We start from the raw sequence: 19,920 nt of genomic DNA, 5'->3' as shown, positions 1-19,920 counted from the left end.
TTTGTGGCGAAGCTCTCCGGGAGCGGCTATCTGGGGTTGCGGGAGCCGAGCCGTTGGACCGCCAAGGCGAGCCATAGCTGCACCCGGTCCTGGGTTTGCGAGGGGTCGTAGCCGGTCAGTTCCGTGATCTGGGCCAGACGGTATCGCACGGTGTTCCTGTGGAGGGTAAGCGCCTCGGCAACCGCGGCCACGGAGCCGTTGTGGTTCAGGTAGCTCTCCAGGGTGGCCACCAACTCTGCGCCATGGGCGGCATCAAACTTGCGGAGCGGGGTGAGGGACTCGCTGGCCATGTCCGCCAACGGAACGTCCTCGCTGGCCAGCAGCAGTGACGTCAGGCTCAGCCGTTCGGGCTCGTTCACCGGCAAGCCGTGCGCCGCGGCGTCGCGCGCTTCGAAGTAGCTCCACCGCAGGCCGTTCGGCTTGGTGTAGGCCCCGCCGATGCCGATCACGGCGTGGATGCCGGCCTCTTGCAGGTGATCGCTAAGGCTCTTGGCCAGGGCGGTGGCGGAACTGCCGTCGTCGCTGACTACCGTCACCAAATCCTTGCCGACGACGGCGCTGACGCCGCCTTCCAGCGCCTGGGGCAGGGAAATACTGACCAGCTGTTTGTGGTGTGCCGTGGACTCGGCAACCAGCACTACGTTTTTCCTTGTGCTGTTGATCCCGACACCTGCCAAGCGGCGGGCTGCCTCGATGGTTTCCAGGGTGCCGTGGATGACGTCGTCCAGCACCTGCCCGGCCATGGCACGCTGGGACTGCCGCTGCTTGACCATGTTGTTGAGCTCCACGCTGATGAGGTTCTGCGCGTAGCTGACGATTCCCGAGTCGATGAAAGGCTGCCGCAACCAGAGCGTGCAGGCGTCCCTGCGGCCAGTGGGAATCGGATACGAAGCCCAACCGTCCGCCGTCGGGGCCGGTTTCCCCGCCACGCTGTTATAGAGCTGCGCGCTGAACTGGGTGAGCACGACGTCAGTTCGCAGCATGCTGCCAAGTTGCTTGAGGAGTTCATTGAGGCCGCCGCCGGTCAGGAGCGAGCGGGCCAGGATCTGGTGCCCGGCCAGGAGGCGTTCGAGGTTGGAATAATGGTCGGCGGAGTGGGACTCTGCCACGAGTTTGCCGATGGCGATGAACGGGATTTCGTAGGGCACCTCCACCAAGGGCAATCCCCAGCGGTTGGCCTCTGCGATCAGGGCTTCGGGAACCGATTCATGGGTGAGGCCTATACCGAAGCCGATCCCCACAGCACCCGCGCGTTGGACCTGGCGGACGAAGCGCCGCTGATCAGCCGCGCTTTTGAGGCGAAGGCCCGTGGTGAGGACCAGCTCGCCGCCACTGAGGAAGCGTTGCGGGTCTTCCAATTCGGTCACCGCGACCCAGCTGATGTCCTGGTTCCACGTGGTCTCGGCGAGGCCGGACTGACGGAGTTTCAGGGAGGGGACAGCGACGAGCGAAGCGAGGGACAGAGCCATGTTTAAAGCGTAACCCGGCGCTGGGCAAGCGCACTAAGCGGGGTGTGCTTGTGTGTGCAGCTGACTATTCCTTGCACCCCCTCCCTGGCATAGGCTCTGATCAGCTAAATCCATGCCCAGACACCGAAAGAGGGTTGCACGCCGTGGTTCAAACCTTGCAGAACTTCATCAATGGCGAATTCGTCACGCCGGCAGGTACGGGTCTCCTGGACATCGTTAACCCTGCCACCGGGGAAATCGTTGCCAAGTCGCCCATTTCGGTGCAAGCCGACGTGGACGCAGCCATGAACGCCGCCAACGAGGCCTTCAAGACCTGGAAGAAGGCAACCCCCGGCCAGCGCCAGCTCATGCTGCTCAAGCTCGCCGATGCCGTGGAAGCCAACAGCGACGAACTGGTGGAAGCCCAGCACCGCAACACCGGCCAGGTCCGCTCCCTGATCGCATCCGAGGAAGTTGCGGCCGGCGCCGACCAGCTCCGCTTCTTCGCCGGTGCCGCCCGCATCATGGAAGGCAAGTCCGCAGGCGAGTACTTCGAGGGCCACACCTCCTACGTGCGCCGCGAACCGATCGGCGTCGTAGCCCAGGTTGCGCCGTGGAACTACCCGTTCCTCATGGCCATCTGGAAGATCGGCCCCGCCTTGGCCGCGGGCAACACCGTGGTCCTGAAGCCCTCGGACACCACCCCGGAGTCCACCCTGGTACTGGCACGCCTTGCCGGCGAGATCTTCCCGGCCGGCGTCCTCAACGTTGTCCTGGGCACCGGCGAAACCGGCGCCATGATGGTTGACCACAAGGTTCCCGGACTGGTGTCCATCACGGGCTCCGTCCGCGCAGGCATCGCAGTTGCCAGCGGCGCAGCCAAGGGCCTCAAGCGTGCGCACCTGGAACTTGGCGGCAAGGCTCCGGCCATCGTCTTCAAGGATGCCGACATCAAGAAGAGCGCAGCGGCCATCGCCGAGTTCGCTTTCTTCAACGCCGGCCAGGACTGCACGGCCATCACCCGCGTGCTCATTGAGGACTCCGTCCACGATGACGTCGTGGCAGCCATGGTGGAGCACACCAAGACCCTGCACACGGGTTCGCAGAACGACGAAGACAACTACTTCGGCCCGCTCAACAACGTGAACCACTTCAACGCCGTGACCTCCGTCGTGGAGCACCTCCCGGCGAACTGCAAGATCGAAACCGGTGGCCACCGCGCAGGCGAGAAGGGCTTCTTCTTCGAGCCCACCATCATCACCGGCGCCAAGCAGAGCGACGACATCGTGCAGAAGGAAACCTTCGGTCCGGTCATCACCGTGCAGAAGTTCAGCACGGAAGAAGAAGCACTCGAGCTGGCCAACGACGTCGAATACGCCCTGGCGTCCAGCGTCTGGACCACCGACCACGGGACGGCCATGCGCATGAGCCGCGACCTGGACTTCGGTGCGGTCTGGATCAACACCCACATCCTCCTGACGGCAGAGATGCCGCACGGCGGTTTCAAGCAGTCCGGCTACGGCAAGGACCTCTCCATGTACGGCGTCGAGGACTACACGCGGATCAAGCACGTGATGAGTGCATTGGATGCATAACGCAATTGCATAACGCAGTTGCGTAACGCGTCCGCGTAACCCGTACGAATTTCCCAGAAAGGCAACCACCCCATGACCACCACCGCGAACGAACTGTCGTACCGCATCGAGCAGAAGCGCAACATCAACGGCGCTTTCCCCGGACCCAAGTCGCAGGCACTGGCCGAGCGTCGCTCCGCCGTCGTTGCTGCCGGCGTCGCCTCGGGCGTCCCCGTCTACGTTGAAGACGCCGACGGCGGCATCATCCGCGACGTCGACGGCAACTCCTTCATCGACCTCGGCTCCGGCATCGCCGTGACCAGCGTCGGCGCGTCCGATCCCGCCGTCGTCGCCGCTGTCCAGGAAGCTGCAGCGCACTTCACGCACACCTGCTTCATGGTTACCCCCTACGAGGGCTACGTTGCAGTTGCCGAGCAGCTCAACCGCCTCACCCCGGGCGACCACGCCAAGCGCACCGTGCTGTTCAACTCCGGCGCTGAAGCCGTGGAGAACGCCGTCAAGGTTGCACGCCTGGCCACCGGCCGCGACGCCGTGGTTGCTTTCGACCACGCCTACCACGGCCGCACCAACCTGACCATGGCACTGACCGCCAAGGCCATGCCGTACAAGACCAATTTCGGCCCGTTCGCGCCCGAGGTCTACCGCATGCCCATGAGCTACCCGTTCCGTGAAGAGAACCCGGAGATCACGGGTGCCGAGGCAGCCAAGCGAGCCATCACCATGATCGAGAAGCAGATCGGTGGCGACCAGGTTGCCGCGATCATCATTGAGCCCATCCAGGGCGAGGGCGGCTTCATCGTTCCGGCCGAAGGCTTCCTGCCGGCACTGTCCGCATGGGCCAAGGAAAAGGGCATCGTCTTCATCGCCGACGAAGTCCAGTCCGGCTTCTGCCGCACGGGCGAATGGTTCGCCGTTGACCACGAAGGTGTTGTCCCGGACATCATCACCATGGCCAAGGGCATCGCCGGCGGCCTCCCGCTGTCCGCGATCACCGGCCGCGCCGACCTGCTCGACGCCGTCCACCCGGGCGGCCTCGGCGGCACCTACGGTGGCAACCCGGTTGCCTGCGCAGCAGCACTCGCCGCGATCGACACCATGGAACAGCACGACCTCAACGGCCGCGCCCGCCACATCGAAGAGCTCGCCCTGGGCAAGCTGCGCGAACTGGCTGAAGAAGTTTCCGTGGTCGGCGACATCCGTGGCCGTGGCGCCATGCTGGCCATCGAGCTCGTCCAGCCCGGATCCAAGGAACCCAACGCCGAGCTCACCAAGGCCGTTGCCGCTGCTTGCCTCAAGGAAGGTGTCATCATCCTCACCTGTGGCACCTACGGCAACGTGATCCGTCTGCTCCCGCCGCTGGTCATCAGCGACCAACTGCTCCTCGACGGCCTCGAGGTCCTCGCCGCAGCCATCAAGGCCAACGCGTAACTTTCACCGCTGTACACAGAAGGAGGGCCGGGGTTTCCCGGCCCTCCTTCTGTGTGTGCGCCGGGTTCGCTGGGTTCGCTGGAGTGTGCCGAGATCGCCGGAACGGGCCGAGATCGCCGGAGCGTGCCGAGATCGCCGTTGCTATCCAGCGATCCTGCATGGCTCCGGCGATCTCGACGCCGGAACGCCCTAGGCGCCAAGCCTCAGGTTCTTCTGGTGGCCATGTCCGTCCAGCTGGACCTCGACGACCATGGGCCCGGCACTGACCAGGCCCAGGCCGGGATCGCTGGAGTGGGCCGAGATCGCCGTTCCGCGCCGAGATCGCCGTTCCTATCCAGCGATCCTGCATGGCTCCCGCGATTTCGACGCCGGAACGCCCTAGGCGCCCAGCGTCAGGTTCTGCTGGTGGCCATGTCCGTCCAGCTGGACCTCGATGACCACGGGCTCGGCGCTGACCAGGGCCACGCCGTCGCCGCAGTGGCCCGAGTTCGCCGGAGCGCGCCGAGTTCGCCGTTCCTCGTCGAGATCGCTGTAGCTATCCAGCGATCCTGCATGGGTCCCGCGATCTCGACGCCGGAACGCCCTAGGTGCCCAGCGTCAGGTTCTTCTGGTGGCCGTGTTCGTCCAGCTGGACCTCGATGACCACGGGCCCGACACTGACCAGGCCCACGCCGCGATCGTCGTACCGTGCCGAGATCGCCGGAGTGCGCCGAGATCGCCGTTCCTCGTCGAGATCGCTGTAGCTAGACAGCGGTCCTGCATGGCTCCCGCGATCTCGACGCCGAAACGCCCTAGGCGCCCAGCGTCAGGTTCTTCTGGTGGCCATGTCCGTCCAGCTGGACCTCGATGACCACAGGCCTGACACTGACCAGGGCCACGCCGTCGTCGGCCTGTACAACGGTGCGCCACTGAGAACCAGGCAGCGTGATCCGGACGCTGGCTTGGGTCCGGGATGGGTCGGCCACGGACAGTGTGAGCTGGTTCCCGGCCTGGTGGGCTGCCAGGGTGCAGGAGCCGGAGACGGCATAGCCGCCTGCAGTGCCTGCTGCGAAGAAGTTGGCCAGGACGAGTTGGTCCTTGACCAGCTCAACCATCTGGACCTCCGACGAATTGGCCAGGACGTTGACATCGGGGTTGGCCGACTGGGAGAACGTAGTGGAATGGCTTGCCGCGGGCAACACCATGTAGGCATAGCCCGACCCGGATGGATCCACACCGTGGCGGTGCGTGACGGTCACATAGTCCCGGGTAACAGGATCGGTTGACCCGCCGGTGTCTGCTCCGGAGTTCACGTCGAACCAGCTCCCCGTTCGGCGGACCACGGCCACTTCAGGCACCCCGGACACTCCCGGCGCATCGAGGAACACGTAGCCGCCGTGCCCCTCGATGTGCACGGACCTCTTGAGCTGTACCGCTGCATCGCCGGGCGCCATGCGACGGTTCCGGGAATCGGTCCGCAATGCAGGCACGGTTCCTGTCGCGAACGCCCTGTTCTCCACCGTGGTCTGGACGGCAGCCCCACCCGTGCCGGTGATGCCCGCCCCCAGGCAGACCACCGCGTCATCAAGGAAGAACCAGGACTTCCTGCCGGACAAGGTCTTGTTGTGGTTGAGATGGTCCATGCCGATGACACCCCACCGGGCATCCACGGTGAGCCCACCGGCAAAAGCCTGGAAAGCGCGCGGAATTCCGGTCCCGGCGCCTCCCGCGCCGCTGGCCCGTGCTTGGTCATTGACCGTGGTGCCGGGAAGGGCGTAGGGATCCACCGTCGGCCAGAAATCGGAGCTGAACTGCGAGGGGTCCTGGCGGGTGTAAACGAACGTCATGCCGTCGCCCTGGTACCAGCCAAGGTTGTTCTCGCTGTTGCCCCACTCGTACCTGCCGATGCGCTTGGAGGACAGGTTCACCGTGCAACCCCACTGGGGGCGGTGGTGGACCAGTCGGTCCTGATCGGCGAACATGCGGCTGTACACCGGTGCCGGCGCGGAGACCACGGCGGTATTGGAGAGGACGTCCAGGGACAACAGGGACTTTGCCAGGCTCTGCGTTGGGTGCCCTACGAGTTTCTGGTCTGCGCAGCGTTCCAGCCAGCCCTTGGCCAAGGCCAGGAACCGGGAACGGTACGGCTCCTCGCAGCCCGGCGCCAACAGCAGCACCGCGGAGATCAGGCCGAAGCCGCTGACGTAGTCGGGTTCCCGTTGCCGCGACACGGCACGGCCGCGGACGGTGTCCATGATCCGGCCGTCCCACACGAACGGGGCATAGGTCTGTTCCACTGCCTCAAGGAGTACGGTTCTTTTCGGGTCGCTGACGGCCCACAAGCTCCCGCCAAGCATGGCAATGATCTCTGCGATACCGGCTAACGCCACCACGCCGTAGGTCCCGGCATAAGGCAGGTACGTGTGTTGCACGAAGGAGCCGTCGGTATAGAAGCCGTCGCCGCTGGTCACGTAGGTGAAGACGCTGTTGACTCCACCGCGGACGGTGTCGCTCAGGGCATCACGTCCCAACGCGATTTCATCCGGATTGTTGTCCAGGATGCCGCGCATGCAGCAGGCCAGCGCCTTGTCCACGCGGTTGGCGCCTGTCTCGGCGAAAGATGTAGCACGGCCGCGCCAATTCGGGTTCGGTGCGAACCAGCGGACAGCTGCCAGCAGGGACGTCCGCAGGGCTTCGGGGACCTCGGTATGAAGCAGTGTCAGGATATCCACTGACTTGCGGGGAACACCGATTTCCCAGAACCACCAGTTTCCGGCAGCGCGCATCCCGGGCTTGTACGCGGTGTCATTGAGGAGCTTCAGTCCGGCAACAATGTCAGCGGCCAGTTCCGGGTTCCCGGCGTAGGGATTGCCGGGGACCGCGTAGCCCAACGCCATGTCGTAGAGGCGGTTGAAGTGCAGGCCCATGTTGCTGGTGGCCGCGGTGGACTGTCCTATGCCCGTCAAGGGGATGTCGCTCCACAGAGAGGTCCGGACCGGCGCCTTGTCCATGGAGGTCCACCACGTACCGGCGGTGCTGCCCATCCCTTCGAGCTGCCCTGCGAGTTCGGGGACATCCGCGGCGCTCCGGCTCCCGGTAAGGACCAGGCGTCGACGATCTATGAGTTCCTGCAAGCCGGCGTCGCCGGCTGCCATGGACGGCGTTGTCTGGGACAGCAGTGCCCCGGCGAGGGCGGCAGCCCCCGTGGTGCGGAAGAGATTTCGGCGGCTCATGGTGGGTCCAGTGAAGTTCAAAACTGCTCCGTTCAAAACTGTTTCGGGGGTGATTGGAATGCGGCTGCGGTGAAGCTCTCCGCAGCTTGATGTCCGGTTCCCGGGCCCCTCAACAGCAGTGAACGGAGAGTTCACGAGTGTTTGGGAGGTGACACCGAGTCCCGGATGACTATGTGAGTGCCTACGGTGAGGGTGTTGTCGGAGGAGGCGCCGGCGTCGTGCGGAGACTGGGCCAGCGCCAGCCGCACGGCTTCGCGTCCCAGTTCCTCGAGCGGCACCCGCACAGTTGTCAGGCGGGGACGCAGCTCGCTGGCCACGGGAACGTCGTCGTAGCCAACAACCGAAATGTCCTCCGGGACCCTGATTCCGCGTTCTTCGAGAGCCTCCAGGATTCCGGCGGCGACGAGGTCGTTGGCACCAAAGACGGCGGTGAACCCGAGGTCCTGCTCCAGCAATTCGCGCATCCGGCTGTAGCCGAAGCCGCGGCCAAAGGCCCCTTCGTGGACCAGGGCAGGATCGCGTTCAATACCGCGGGCATCCAGGGCGCGGTAGAAACCGGCCAGCCGGGACGCCGTCGTCGAAAAATCACGGGGGCCACCGACGTAAAGGATCCTCCGGTGTCCCTGCGAGATCAGGTAGTCGGTAATGGCGAAGGCGCCTCCTTCGTTGTCGTAGGTGACCATCTTGGTGGGAACACCAGGGCCCAGGGACGGCCTGCCACAGAGGACCAACGCGGACCCTGCCGCAGCAAGCGCCCGGGCACGGTCGGCCATCTGCTTCCGGTAACGGGGGTCGTCCGACGCTCCGCCCACCACGATCACCGCATCAGTCCGCTGCTCGCGCATGAGGTCCACCAGCGCGAGCTCCCGTTCCTTGTCGCCATGGGTGGCGGTGATCAGGCACAGGCGGCCCTCGGCGCTCGCCTGCCGCTCCACGCCCCGGGCAATGTAAGCGAAGAAAGGGTCGGCGACGTCGTTGATGATGATTCCGACCGTGCGGGTAGTGGCACCGGCCAGGGCACGGGCATGCGCGTTGGCCACGTAGCCGAGGTCCGACACGGAGCGGAAGATCCGCTCACGCGTGGCTTTGGCCACCGGGTAGTTGCCACTCAGGGCCCTGGAAACGGTGGCCACGGACACGCCTGCCGCCTGTGCGACGTCGGCAATGGTGGCGCCGCTGCCGCCGCGGGCATGGATCGGATCTGTGGGGGAGCTTTTGTCAGTCACTAGGCGATTCTCGCAAGATCCGCCGCCAATACCGGATAAGCCAAGGGCAAGCCCTCGCTCAATCGCCGGACTTCCGTGACGGCGTGGCTGCCCAGACGGTGGATCTCGTTGCCCATTGCCCCCGCGATATGAGGCGTCAGCACCACATTGGGCAGGGTGTGCAGGACCGAGTCGGCAGGAAGCGGTTCCGGATCCGTGACATCCAGATACGCGTCCAGCCGGCCCGACGCGAGTTCCGCCGTCAGGGCTGCTGCATCGATCAGCGCGCCGCGTGCGGTGTTGATGACCAGTGTCCCGTCCTTCATGAGGGCAAGTTGCTGCGCACCGATGATGCCGCGCGTTTCAGCGATGTCTGGAGCGTGGATGCTCACCACATCGGAGAGGGCGCAGAGCTGGTCCAGGCCAACAGTTTCAACACCCAGTTCGGCGGCCTCGACGGCGGTGAGGTAGGGGTCGTAGACCAGTACCCGCGCGTCGAGGTTCTTGAGCAGTCCGATCACTTGGCGCCCGACGCGGGAGGCGCCCACCAAGCCGATCGTGACGCCGTTGGTTCCGATGGTGGGAAACCCTGCGGCGTTGCGGGAGGCGCCTGTCATGCGCAGTTGCTCACTGAACCTCCGGGCCCTCTTCAGGCCCATGACGATAGCGGCGAACGTGAACTCGGCCACCGGCACGGCATTGGCCGCGGCCGACGACGACACCTGGATTCCCCGGGTGTACACCTCAGGGGACAGAAAGGTTTTCACGGTGCCTGCCGCGTGGACGATGCAGCGCAACCGGGGCAAGTGGTCCAGCACGAAGGCATCAATGAGAGGAGCGCCCCACCCGGTGATGAGCAGTTCGGCGTCTCCGAGGCGCTCAAGGGTGCCCGGGAGGGTGAAATCGGAGACGGGCTCGGGATCCAGCAGTGTGACGATTCCACGAAGCCGGGCAAGGTCCTCGGTGCTGAACAGGGTGGGCAGATTACTGCGGCCCATCACGAACGCAGCCTTGATGGTGCCGGCGTGCTGGAGGTTGGTGGTCACTGCAGGTTTCCGTCCGGTCGTGGTGATGAAAGCATAGAAAGCGCTTGCTATTTGCATGTCAGCGTAGGTGCGTCGAAGAATGGCTGTCAATCCCAGATTCCAATCAATATATGGATTCTTCTGTGTTATTGACATCACACAATTCTTCTGGGTAGCTTGTTCCCCATAGTAAACGCTTACTATTTCTAGCCGTCGAGCGCTTCCGGGCGCCGGGCCACTCCACATCCGCCGGCTTCGGCGCAGACAGAGGAAATACATGAGCAGCAACAGCCAGACACTCACGCCCCAGGCGACGCCCGACGTCGGCGGGCCGGCGCCGGTGGCGGAAGGCCGCCGTCGGGGTCGCCCACCGGGGGGACCTGCCGCAGGCCGCGGCCGCAAGAAGAGCCTCATGGCCCGGATCCGCCGCGACAAAGTGATGTTGCTGCTGATCGCGCCGGGCTTCCTGTACTTCGTGGTGTTCCACTATGTCCCGCTGGCCGGCAACATCATCGCTTTCCTGGACTACAAGCCTTACCTCGGATTCGTGGACAGTGTCTGGGTGGGCCTGGACAACTTCGCGGCCATGTTCCAGGACGGTGCCTTCTGGGAAGCCCTGCGCAACACCCTGGTGATCACGGGCCTCCAGCTGGCCCTGTTCTTCCCGGTTCCCATCTGCCTGGCCTTGCTGTTGAACAGCATCGTGTCCGACAGGATCAGGAAGTTCGTCCAGAGCGTGGTCTACCTGCCGCACTTCATTGGCTGGGTGATCATCGTGGCAGTCTTCTCCGAAGTCCTCGGTGCCACCGGCGCTGTCCCGCACCTGCTGGAGAGCCTGGGCCTTCCGCGCTTCGACGCCATGACCACTCCCGAGTTCTTCCCGTTCCTGGTCACCATCCAATCCATCTGGAAGGACGCCGGATGGGGCACCATCATCTTCCTGGCAGCCCTCATGAACGTGGACCAGGAACTGTACGAGGCCGCCGCAGTGGATGGAGCGAACGCACGGCACCGGCTGTGGCACATCACCCTCCCCGGAATCATGCCGGTGATCATCCTGCTCCTCATCCTCAACCTGGGCAGCATCCTGTCCGTCGGTTTCGAACAGATCGTTCTCCAGCGCGACAACGTGGGTCCCGGTGCCGGAGAAGTCCTGGATACCTATGTGTACTTCCACGGCATCCAGGACGGGCAGTGGGGTCCGGCGGCAGCCGTGGGCCTGGTGAAGGGCATTGTGGGCCTGATCCTGGTGCTCGGTGCCAACAAACTCGCCCATCTCTTTGGACAGGAAGGTGTCTATTCCAATGGCAAATCCAAGTAGCACCCTGGTGGCCGGCCTGGGCCGGCTGAAGCCCAAGGACACACGCCCGATCTGGATGGAGAAACCCAAGCCCGCCGTCCAAGTTGCCAAGACCATCGCATTGGTCATCATCTGCTTCCTGGCCCTGTACCCGCTGCTGGCCGTCTTGGCTACGAGCCTCTCCAGCCAAAGCGAGATCGCCAACAACAACGGCTTGGTCCTCTTCCCCAAAGAGCCCACGTTCGCTGCCTACCAGACCATCTTTGCCGGGGGAGTGGTGACTGATGCGTTGATCCGTTCACTGCTGATCACCACCGTGGGCACGGCCCTCTCCCTGGTGGTTACGGTGGCCATGGCCTACGGCCTCACGCGCCGGGACCTGGTCGGCGGGCGCTTCTTCCTCATGACCGCCCTGTTCACCATGCTTTTCAGCCCCGGCATCATCCCCAGCTTCCTCATGGTCAAGGAACTCGGACTGCTGGACAGCTACGCGGCGCTGGTCCTGCCCACCTTGATGAGTGCCTTCAACCTCGTGGTGGTCCGGTCCTTCTTCATGAACCTCCCGCAGGAACTGTTCGAGGCCGCGAAGATCGACGGCGCGGGAGACTTCCGCATCCTGGTCCAGATGGTGCTGCCGCTCTCGCGAGGCGTGCTGGCCGTCGTCGGGCTTTTCTACGCGGTGGGCTACTGGAACGCGTTCTTCAACGCCATGCTCTACCTGAACGACGACAAGTGGCCGCTATCCATGATCCTGCGGCAATACGTGTTGCTCGGCCAGCCCATGGGCGACTCCGCAGTGGCCGAGATCGCGGTGCCGTCGCAAGCGATCCAGATGGCCGTCGTCGTGATTTCCCTGATCCCGATAGTGATCGTGTTCCCGTTCCTCCAGCGGTACTTCACCAAGGGCGTCCTCACCGGCGCCATCAAAGGCTAGTCCAACTCTCCATTCTTGAAAGGGAAGACCCATGAACGCAGTACCCTCTGCCGGCCCCAGCCGCCGGAACTTCCTCTCCGTAGCAGGCATCGGTGCGCTGGCTCTCTTCAGCGGCGGGGTCCTGGCCGGCTGCGGGCAGCGCACCACCAGTGTCGCCTCGAACGCCAGCGAAGCATTGTTGCCCACGCACATGCCCCTCCAGGCAGCCGCTGCCGACATCCCCGGTACTGCGCAGGGTGTGCCGTCGGCGTTCTACAAGTACCCCGCGCCGTTCCGCAGCGTGCAGACAGCACCGCTGAAGGGAGGCAAAATCACAGCTATCACCAACTTGTTCGGCACGGCCCCGAACGCGCGGGCGGACAACCCTGCGTGGCAGGCCATCGAAGCCCGTCTGGGCGGGCAGGTGGACATCACCTCGGTCTCCTCGGACGACTACGCCACCAAGTTCAACACCATCATCGCGGGCGGCGAGCTTCCGGACCTCATGCTCAACGACGGCGCCGCCGTGCCCAACATCGTGGAGTTCCTGCAGGCCAAATGTGCGGACCTGACACCGTTGCTGGGTGGCGACAAGATCAAGGACTATCCCAACCTGGCCGCCATCCCGGAGGTGTTCTGGAAGCAGACCGTCCAGGCAGGCAAGCTGTATTCGCTGCCTATTCCGCGCAACCTCACCGGTGGGTCCGGCTTCGTGAACCAGACGCTGTTGGAGAACGTCGGCATCAAGTCCACCGAGGACATCAAGGACAAGGACGACTTCTACAGGGTGGCCAAGGAACTCACCAACCCCTCCAAGAACCAGTGGGCGTTGGGCAGCACCAAGTTTGGGCTCACAATGCTGCACCACATGTTCCGCACACCGAACGTCTGGAAGAACGACGGCGGCAAACTCACCAGGGCGTTCGAGACGGACGAATACATGGCCGCGATCGAGTTCGCAGCCAAGCTGTACAAGGACGGTTTGTACGTTCCCGGCTCCGAGGGCTGGACGAAGTCGCAGATGGTGAACTCCTTCATCTCCGGCAAAGTGGCCATGATCTACGACGGACTCCCGGCCTACATCGGACCCACCGGTTACGGCCGCAGCATTCCCGCGGCGAACAAGGCCAACAAAGCCGTGCCGTTCATTCCGGTGGGCCACGACGGCGGCAAGGCGCAGACCTGGCTGGACAACATCACGTTCGGCACCGTGATGCTGAAGAAAGCCGACGAAACCAAGCTCAAGGAAGTCCTGGCCGTGGCCAACTTCCTGGCGGCTCCGTTCGGCAGCGAGGAGTACCTGCTGCTCAACTACGGCGCAGAAGGGGCCGACTACACCTTAGACGCCAGCGGTAATCCCGTAGTGACCGATCGCGCCCTGCTGGACAACGCCGTGCCGTGGAAGTACCTGGCCGCACCGCAGCAAGTGGTGTACGACCCCAGCGACAAGGACATTGTGGACGTCATGCATAATGCTTACTCGAAGCTCATCCCGTTGGGTGTCGAAGATCCCTGTGGCACGCTGTTTAGCCCCACCAATGCCAGCAAGGGCGCCAAGCTGGGCCAGCCCGTCTCCGACGCCGCAACAGCAGTCATTGCCGGACGTGGCACCATGGACGCACTCAAGACTGCCGTGGCGGACTGGAAGAAGAATGGTGGCGACACCATCCGCGGCGAATACGAATCGGCGCTGGCCAAGTAGCCGATCCGCCCACCACGGTCCGCCGGACCGGCCAGCACAACCCGGCCTGCACAACCCGGTCTGCACAACCCGGCCTGCACAACCCAAGGAACCCTGTGACACAGCTCCCGCCAGTAACCCAGCCCTGGCTTCCCCATCCTGATCCCGTCCTGTCCCCGCTCACGGGCTGGACCCGCGGCCATTGGGAAGCCACAGCCGACCATTGGCTCGGACACATCCGTGCCTACTCCAGCCCGCTCAAGGCCAGCCCACGCCTTCCGGGCCCGGTGACGCGTGACGGCGAGCGCCGGGAAGGCATGGAGACCATCGGACGGAGCATGCTGATGGCCGCGCCGCGGATCGCCGGTGCCCGTGGCCGGGACCGCTTGGACTTGGCGGCTTGGTACCGGGAGGCGCTGCTGGCCGGTACCGATCCTGAGGGGGCAGAACGTTGGCCGTTGGGTGTCACGTGCAAGTCACCCTTGCTGGGGGTGACCAACTCGATCGTGGAAGCGGCGAACATCGCTTTCTCGCTCCACATCGCCAGGGAGTGGCTGTGGGAACCGTTGGATGCCGATGAAAAGAAGCAGGTTGCCGGCTGGTTGCGGCACCATGCCCGGCTTGAGGTGTGGGGTAACAACTGGCAGCTCTTTCCGGCAATGGCGGAGGGTTTCCTGCGTTCGGTGGGGGAGGACGTGTCGGGCTGCACGGGTGCGCGGAATGTGGCCCGGGTGGAGTCCTGGTATCTGGGCGATGGGTGGTACACCGACGGGCCGGAGCACGCCATCGACTACTACAACGCGTGGGCCATCCACCCTTATTTGTGGGCCTGGTACAAGATGACCGGCCGTGAGGATACCCCCGAGGGGCGCCGTCATCTGGAGCGTCTGCGCGAATTCGTGGGTACGCAGAGCCTGATGTTCGCCAGTGATGGGGCAGTGCTGCACGTCGGGCGATCCTTGGCGTACCGCACGGCCGTTCTGGCCGCCTTGTGGTGTGCCGAGATCTCTGGCGTGAACCCGTTGACGTCGGGTGCCACGCGTCGCCTGGCGTCCGGGGTCCTGGCGAACTTCACGGCGAAGGGCGTTGGCGTTGATGGGCCGCCGAACCTGGGCTGGTATGACGAACATCTGGGCTCCTGCCAGGCGTACAGCGGGTTCGGTTCACCGTATCTGGCAGGCATCGGCTTCCTGGGGTTGGCGCTGCCGCCGGAGCACAGGGTGTGGCAGGACGTGGAAGAGCCGCAGCCCACAGATGGCCCGGCCGCTGTTCGGGCGTTGCCTGATGCTGGTTGGACTGTGATCAGCGATGGCGGCTTGGTCCGTCTCACCAACCACGGCAGCGACCATTGCGGCCTGCCCGTGGGCGGCGGCACGGACCCCGATGATCCGCACTACGCCAAGTTCTCCTATTCCACCCATACAGCGCCAGGTACGGGTCCAGCGTGGGAGGACAACGTGGATGGTCACCTTGCGTTGTTGGGGTCCGACGGCGTGGCGAGCCGGCGCTGTGCCCTGCGCGCCACCCGCACGGACGGCCTCGTCAGCGGATCCGTCCACATCCCTCAGCTGCACGGAAAGACCCTGCCCGGCACGGCCGTCAATACAGTTTCGGTGGTGCACGGCATCCACGAGCTTCGCTGCCATTTGGTCCGTGGCCCGATGGAGTATTCCGTCCGGGAGGGTGGCCATGCTGTAGCCGGCGCCACGCCGGTGGACGTTGGAACGATGGACAACACCGCGTGGGCCGGCAACGGTGATGTCTACGTCGCTGTGACGGCGGTGCACGGCTGGGACGAGCCGCGGACCACGCGGTATATGGATGCCAACGCCATGGGCAAGCACTCAGCAGTCAAGCCTTGGCGCGGAGCGCAACAGTGAGGAAACGGTCCACGTTGCCCTCCACACGCTGACCCGGGGACCGGCTCCTTCGCCGGAAGCGCTCCAGGCGGCTGCCGCCGTCGTGGTTTCCGGTACGGAAGTGTCCGTGTCGTGGGCCGGCGGTGCTTCGCAAACTTTCGATCTGCGGACGTTTGTCCCTTGGGATGGGCAGGTGGGTAAGTGATGGACCTCAAGTACGGCGCGTCGCGGGAAAATCCCCGCGAGGATGGTGCGATGCAGCGGTTCCGCGGCCATCGCGTGGGGCAGTTCATTCACTGGGGGCTCTATGCCTTGCCCGCCGGTCGGTGGGAAGGCAAGGATGTGGAATTCGCCGCTGAGTTCCTGCCCCGCGTGGCGAAGATTCCGCAACAACGCTGGGAGGCGCTCGCGAACGATTTCACCTTGGCGGATTTCGACGCCGACCGGTGGGCGGACACGGCAGTGGCGATGGGTGCCCGCTACATGACCATCACCACCAAACACCATGATGGTTTCTGCCTCTGGCCGAGCGCGCACACGGACTTCCACATGGGGAACACGCCCTCCGGCCGCGATGTCCTGGGTGAGCTGGTGGCCGCCTATGAAGCCCGGGGGATTGACGTCAACTTCTACTACTCGGTGCTGGATTGGCGGCACCCGGACTGGCGCTTCACGCTGGAGAACGACGCCGACAACCTGGCTTTCGCCCGCTACCTCGACTTCGCGATGAAACAGTTGGAAGAACTGGCCGAACGCTATCCGAGCGTGAAGGGCTTCTGGTTCGACGGCACGTGGGACGAATCCGTGAAGGCCAACGGGTGGTGGACCTGGGAGGTCGAACGGATGTTGAAAGAACGTCTTCCCGGCGTGGTGGTCAACAGCCGTTTGCGGGCCGACGATTTCGGAGCCAGGCACGTGGATACCAACGGCCACCTCATGGGCGACTACGAAAGCGGCTACGAGCGCCGGCTTCCCGAGCCCTGGGACACCAGCGTTGCCACCCGTGACTGGGAAGCCTGCATGACCATTCCGCAGGCGAGCTGGGGATACCACCAAGGCCCGTGGGCGCAGTCGACGCTCAAGCATCCCTGGGATGTGGTGGACATGATCGCCCACTGCACGTCCTTGGGCGGCAACTTCCTGCTGAACTTCGGCCCCCGCGGCGACGGCTCCTTGGCCCCTGCCGAGGTGGAGATCGCCCGCAGGGTGGGGGAGTGGCTCGCGGTCAACGGTGAAGCAATCTACGGGTGTGGCTACGCCGAGGGCTGGGACTATCCGGGGTGGGGGTACTTCACCCGGGACACCTCCAGCGGACAAGTGTTTGCTGTGGTCACGCGCCTGCCGGCGTCGGGGCGGGTGCGCCTGCAGCTCCCTGCGGGCCTGGAGCTCACGGGGCTCCGGACACCCGGGACCGGTGCGCACCCGTACAACAGGCTGGCAGATTCCGTATTCGAGGTGGAACTGCGGGCTGGCTCAGAGGCTGGTCCGGCCGTTCTTGTCCTGGAAACTGGACTCCTTGCCGGGCCTGCTTCCGAAAAGGAGCCCAATCCGGACGTGCTCGACTAGCTAAGCTCCGGCCGCTGCCAGCCGGGCCTTCTTCCTCAGCACGGAATTCTTCCTGGTGGTCCGCAGCATGTCGATGGTCAGGAGGACCAAAGCAAGCCAGACAACGCAGAAGCCGATCCAGCGGGCCGTCGTCATTGTTTCGTGGAACACCAGCAGCGCCACAACAAACTGGAGGATCGGCGCGAAGTATTGGAGGAGGCCGATAGTGGTCATCGGGAGGCGACGGGCAGAGGCACCGAAGAAGAGCAGCGGAACAGCGGTGATCACGCCTGAAGCCACCAGCAACCAGAAATGTCCGGCGCCCATCGTCGTGAGGGTTTCAGCCCCCGTGACACCCAGGACCACCATGGTGATGGCAGCAAAGGGAGCCAGCACCACGGTCTCAACGCTCAGGCTCGTCAAGGCATCCACCTTGGGACCAACGCGCTTCTTCACGAAACCGTACAAGCCAAAGCTGAACGCCAGAATCAGGGCGATCCAGGGGAGTTGCCCGTACGAGAAAGTCAGGACTCCCACCGCGACGAATCCAATGCCCACTGCCGTCCACTGCAAGGGGCGCAGCTTCTCCTTGAGGACGAAAACACCCAGGAGGACCGAGACCAGCGGGTTGATGAAGTAGCCCAGGGAGGTCTCAACAGCATGTCCGGTAGTGACGCCGAACGTGTAGGTGAGCCAGTTGATGGCGATCAGGCCGGCGGCGAGCGCGAGCGGCCCGAAGACGGTGCGGTCCTTCAACGCTGCACCGAAAACCCGCCAGGCCCGCGTGATGGTGATCAGGAGGGCGCAGAAGATGAGGGACCAGACAATCCGGTTGGCCACGATTTCGATCGCCCCGGCAGGCATGAGGATAAAGAAGTAGAGGGGAAGCAGGCCCCACAGGCCGTAAGCGCCGATGCCGAACAGGATTCCCGCCGTCGACTCGCTCCTCACAGGCTTGGCGGAACCGCCGGTTCCTGCTCCACCGCCCTTGGCCGCCGCCGTCGGGGGCTGGTTTGAAGGGGAGCCTGAGATGATCTGTTCCGGAGTCGACACATTGTCGCCAACACCGGGTACTGCTGCAATATTCCGCAATTTTTATGAATCTCTGTGACTCCTGCCATATAAGCGGCCGGGTGTAGGGTCGACACCTAGAATTGAAGTCTGCGCGCCCCCAACAGCGGCGTGGCTCACTGCTTCGGAAGGGCTCACGGTGTCCAACTCAGCCGCAACCATCCCCAATCGTCCCCTTCGCGTTGCCATTGTCGGTGCAGGCCCCGCAGGGGTTTACGCCGCGGATATCCTGACCAAGTCCAACGAGGTCAAGGACGGGCATGTTGAAGTGAGCATCGACCTCTTCGAGGCGTATCCCGCGCCCTACGGACTGATCCGCTACGGTGTGGCGCCGGACCATCCCCGCATCAAAGGAATCGTCAACGCCCTCCACAAAGTGCTGGACCGTGGCGACATCCGCTTCCTGGGCAACGTCACGTACGGCCGCGACCTCACCCTGCACGATTTCCGCTCCTTCTACGACGCCGTGATCTTCTCCACCGGCGCCATCAAGGACGCGGACCTGAACATTCCCGGCATCGACCTGGAAGGGTCCTTCGGCGGCGCCGACTTCGTCTCCTGGTACGACGGCCACCCGGACGTGCCCCGGGAATGGTCGCTGGATGCCAAGGAAATTGCCGTGATCGGCAACGGCAACGTTGCGCTGGATGTAGCACGGATGTTGGTCAAGCACCCTGAAGAACTGTTGGTCACCGAGATCGCGGACAACGTGTTCGCAGGCCTCAAGAATTCGCCCGTCACCGATGTCCATGTGTTCGGGCGCCGCGGCCCCGCCCAGGTGAAGTTCACGCCGCTGGAGTTGCGCGAGCTCTCGCACTGCAAGGACGTGGACATCGTGCTGTACCCGGAGGACTTCGAGTTCGACGAAGCCTCGGATGAGGCGATCCGCAGCAACAACCAGATCAAGATCATGGTTAACACCATGACCAACTGGCTGGTGGAGGAGCACGCCGAATCCGAGCAGCCCTCCTCCCGCCGCCTGCACCTGCACTTCCTGCACAGCCCCGTGGAGATCCTTGACTCGCCGGAGACGCCCGGCAGGGTGGCCGGCATCAAGTTCGAACGGATGGAACTGGACGGCACAGGAAACGTCAAGGGCACCGGGGAATTCGTGGAGTACCCCGTCCAGGCCGTGTACCGCGCCATCGGCTACCACGGCTCGCCGCTGGATGAACTTGAGTACGACGCCCGCCGCGGCGTCATCCCGAACGACGGCGGCCGCGTCCTGGGCGCCGACGGCAAGCCCGTGCCGGGAATCTACGCCACCGGCTGGATCAAGCGCGGACCCGTGGGGTTGATCGGCCACACCAAGGGTGACGCCCTGGAAACCATCGGCTTCCTCCTGGAAGACCGGCTCAACCTGCCGCCGGCCGAAAACCCGGACCCGCAAGCCATCATCGACCTCCTGGAAGAGCGCGGGGTGGAGTACACCACCTGGGAGGGCTGGAACCGGCTTGACGCCCACGAGGCCGCACTTGGTGCTGCCTGGTCAGCATCCGACGAGAATCCGGACGGTGTGGTTCGTGAGCGCATCAAGGTTGTGCCGCGTGAGGAAATGATCCGGATCTCCCGCGGCTGACCCTTGGAGTTTTTGGACACCTAATGCCCCTATTCGGACGCTTTAGGGTCATCAGCTGT

13 protein-coding genes are annotated in these 19,920 nt (G+C 64.3%); 8 read left to right on the top strand and 5 right to left on the bottom strand.

Annotated elements, in window-relative coordinates; translation table 11 throughout:
* Positions 1 to 26: 26 nt before the first annotated feature.
* Positions 27 to 1,469 (bottom strand): PucR family transcriptional regulator, encoded by a 1,443-nt coding sequence (locus PYR64_RS14200; protein ID WP_210077102.1) that lies wholly within the window; start codon positions 1,467 to 1,469, stop codon positions 27 to 29.
* Between the two features lie 143 nt (positions 1,470 to 1,612).
* Between PYR64_RS14200 and PYR64_RS14195 the strand changes: the two genes are divergently transcribed.
* Positions 1,613 to 3,043, top strand: coding sequence for a gamma-aminobutyraldehyde dehydrogenase (locus PYR64_RS14195; RefSeq protein ID WP_275775823.1), 1,431 nt, complete (start codon positions 1,613 to 1,615; stop codon positions 3,041 to 3,043).
* 72 nt (positions 3,044 to 3,115) lie between these two features.
* On the top strand, positions 3,116 to 4,471 hold the full coding sequence (gabT, locus tag PYR64_RS14190) for a 4-aminobutyrate--2-oxoglutarate transaminase (RefSeq protein ID WP_039242533.1): 1,356 nt from the start codon (positions 3,116 to 3,118) through the stop codon (positions 4,469 to 4,471).
* Between the two features lie 791 nt (positions 4,472 to 5,262).
* Here gabT and PYR64_RS14185 read toward each other — a convergent pair.
* From PYR64_RS14185 to PYR64_RS14175, 3 genes are all read right to left on the bottom strand, one after another.
* Positions 5,263 to 7,683, bottom strand: coding sequence for a polysaccharide lyase 8 family protein (locus PYR64_RS14185; RefSeq protein ID WP_275775820.1), 2,421 nt, complete (start codon positions 7,681 to 7,683; stop codon positions 5,263 to 5,265).
* 131 nt (positions 7,684 to 7,814) lie between these two features.
* Positions 7,815 to 8,909: a LacI family DNA-binding transcriptional regulator gene (locus tag PYR64_RS14180; protein ID WP_275775818.1), complete on the bottom strand. Its 1,095-nt coding sequence runs from the start codon at positions 8,907 to 8,909 to the stop codon at positions 7,815 to 7,817.
* On the bottom strand, positions 8,909 to 9,934 hold the full coding sequence (locus PYR64_RS14175) for a hydroxyacid dehydrogenase (protein WP_275775816.1): 1,026 nt from the start codon (positions 9,932 to 9,934) through the stop codon (positions 8,909 to 8,911). The genes PYR64_RS14180 and PYR64_RS14175 overlap by 1 nt, the downstream gene beginning before the upstream one ends.
* A gap of 256 nt (positions 9,935 to 10,190) precedes the next feature.
* Here PYR64_RS14175 and PYR64_RS14170 point away from each other — a divergent pair, with 256 nt between their 5' ends.
* The 5 genes from PYR64_RS14170 to PYR64_RS14150 all read left to right on the top strand — a co-directional run bounded on the left by PYR64_RS14170 (position 10,191) and on the right by PYR64_RS14150 (position 17,232).
* On the top strand, positions 10,191 to 11,234 hold the full coding sequence (locus PYR64_RS14170) for an ABC transporter permease subunit (protein WP_018776804.1): 1,044 nt from the start codon (positions 10,191 to 10,193) through the stop codon (positions 11,232 to 11,234).
* Positions 11,218 to 12,147 (top strand): carbohydrate ABC transporter permease, encoded by a 930-nt coding sequence (locus PYR64_RS14165; protein WP_018776803.1) that lies wholly within the window; start codon positions 11,218 to 11,220, stop codon positions 12,145 to 12,147. Before PYR64_RS14170 ends, PYR64_RS14165 begins: the two co-directional genes overlap by 17 nt.
* Positions 12,148 to 12,178: 31 nt before the next feature.
* Entirely contained in the window at positions 12,179 to 13,828 is a 1,650-nt protein-coding gene (locus PYR64_RS14160) for an extracellular solute-binding protein (RefSeq protein WP_275775813.1), read from the top strand.
* A gap of 95 nt (positions 13,829 to 13,923) precedes the next feature.
* Positions 13,924 to 15,687 carry a DUF2264 domain-containing protein gene (locus PYR64_RS14155; protein ID WP_275775811.1) on the top strand — a complete coding sequence of 588 codons (1,764 nt, stop codon included), beginning with the start codon at positions 13,924 to 13,926 and terminating at the stop codon, positions 15,685 to 15,687.
* A gap of 183 nt (positions 15,688 to 15,870) precedes the next feature.
* Positions 15,871 to 17,232, top strand: coding sequence for an alpha-L-fucosidase (locus PYR64_RS14150; RefSeq protein ID WP_275779969.1), 1,362 nt, complete (start codon positions 15,871 to 15,873; stop codon positions 17,230 to 17,232).
* Here the strand turns inward: PYR64_RS14150 and rarD are convergent, their stop codons facing one another.
* Entirely contained in the window at positions 17,233 to 18,303 is a 1,071-nt protein-coding gene (gene rarD / locus PYR64_RS14145) for an EamA family transporter RarD (protein WP_275775809.1), read from the bottom strand. It lies immediately after the preceding gene.
* A gap of 118 nt (positions 18,304 to 18,421) precedes the next feature.
* On the opposite strand from rarD, the gene PYR64_RS14140 reads away from it, so the two are divergent.
* Complete coding sequence (locus PYR64_RS14140) at positions 18,422 to 19,861, top strand: FAD-dependent oxidoreductase (protein ID WP_275775807.1); 1,440 nt, start codon at positions 18,422 to 18,424, stop codon at positions 19,859 to 19,861.
* The last annotated feature ends 59 nt before the right edge of the window (positions 19,862 to 19,920 follow it).

It is taken from the genome of Paenarthrobacter sp. Y-19 (assembly GCF_029223985.1).
GTDB lineage: Bacteria > Actinomycetota > Actinomycetes > Actinomycetales > Micrococcaceae > Arthrobacter > Arthrobacter nicotinovorans.
The sequence above is the reverse complement of the archived record's forward strand: the minus strand, read 5'-3'. Positions and strand labels throughout refer to the sequence as shown.

Bases quoted from the DNA above. Each gene is read 5' to 3' on its own strand.
- PYR64_RS14200 (WP_210077102.1), bottom strand. From the start codon at position 1,469: ATGGCTCTGTCCCTCGCTTCGCTCGTCGCTGTCCCCTCCCTGAAACTC.
- gabT (WP_039242533.1), top strand. From the start codon at position 3,116: ATGACCACCACCGCGAACGAACTGTCGTACCGCATCGAGCAGAAGCGC.
- PYR64_RS14185 (WP_275775820.1), bottom strand. From the start codon at position 7,683: ATGAGCCGCCGAAATCTCTTCCGCACCACGGGGGCTGCCGCCCTCGCC.
- PYR64_RS14170 (WP_018776804.1), top strand. From the start codon at position 10,191: ATGAGCAGCAACAGCCAGACACTCACGCCCCAGGCGACGCCCGACGTC.
- PYR64_RS14165 (WP_018776803.1), top strand. From the start codon at position 11,218: ATGGCAAATCCAAGTAGCACCCTGGTGGCCGGCCTGGGCCGGCTGAAG.
- PYR64_RS14160 (WP_275775813.1), top strand. From the start codon at position 12,179: ATGAACGCAGTACCCTCTGCCGGCCCCAGCCGCCGGAACTTCCTCTCC.
- PYR64_RS14150 (WP_275779969.1), top strand. From the start codon at position 15,871: ATGGACCTCAAGTACGGCGCGTCGCGGGAAAATCCCCGCGAGGATGGT.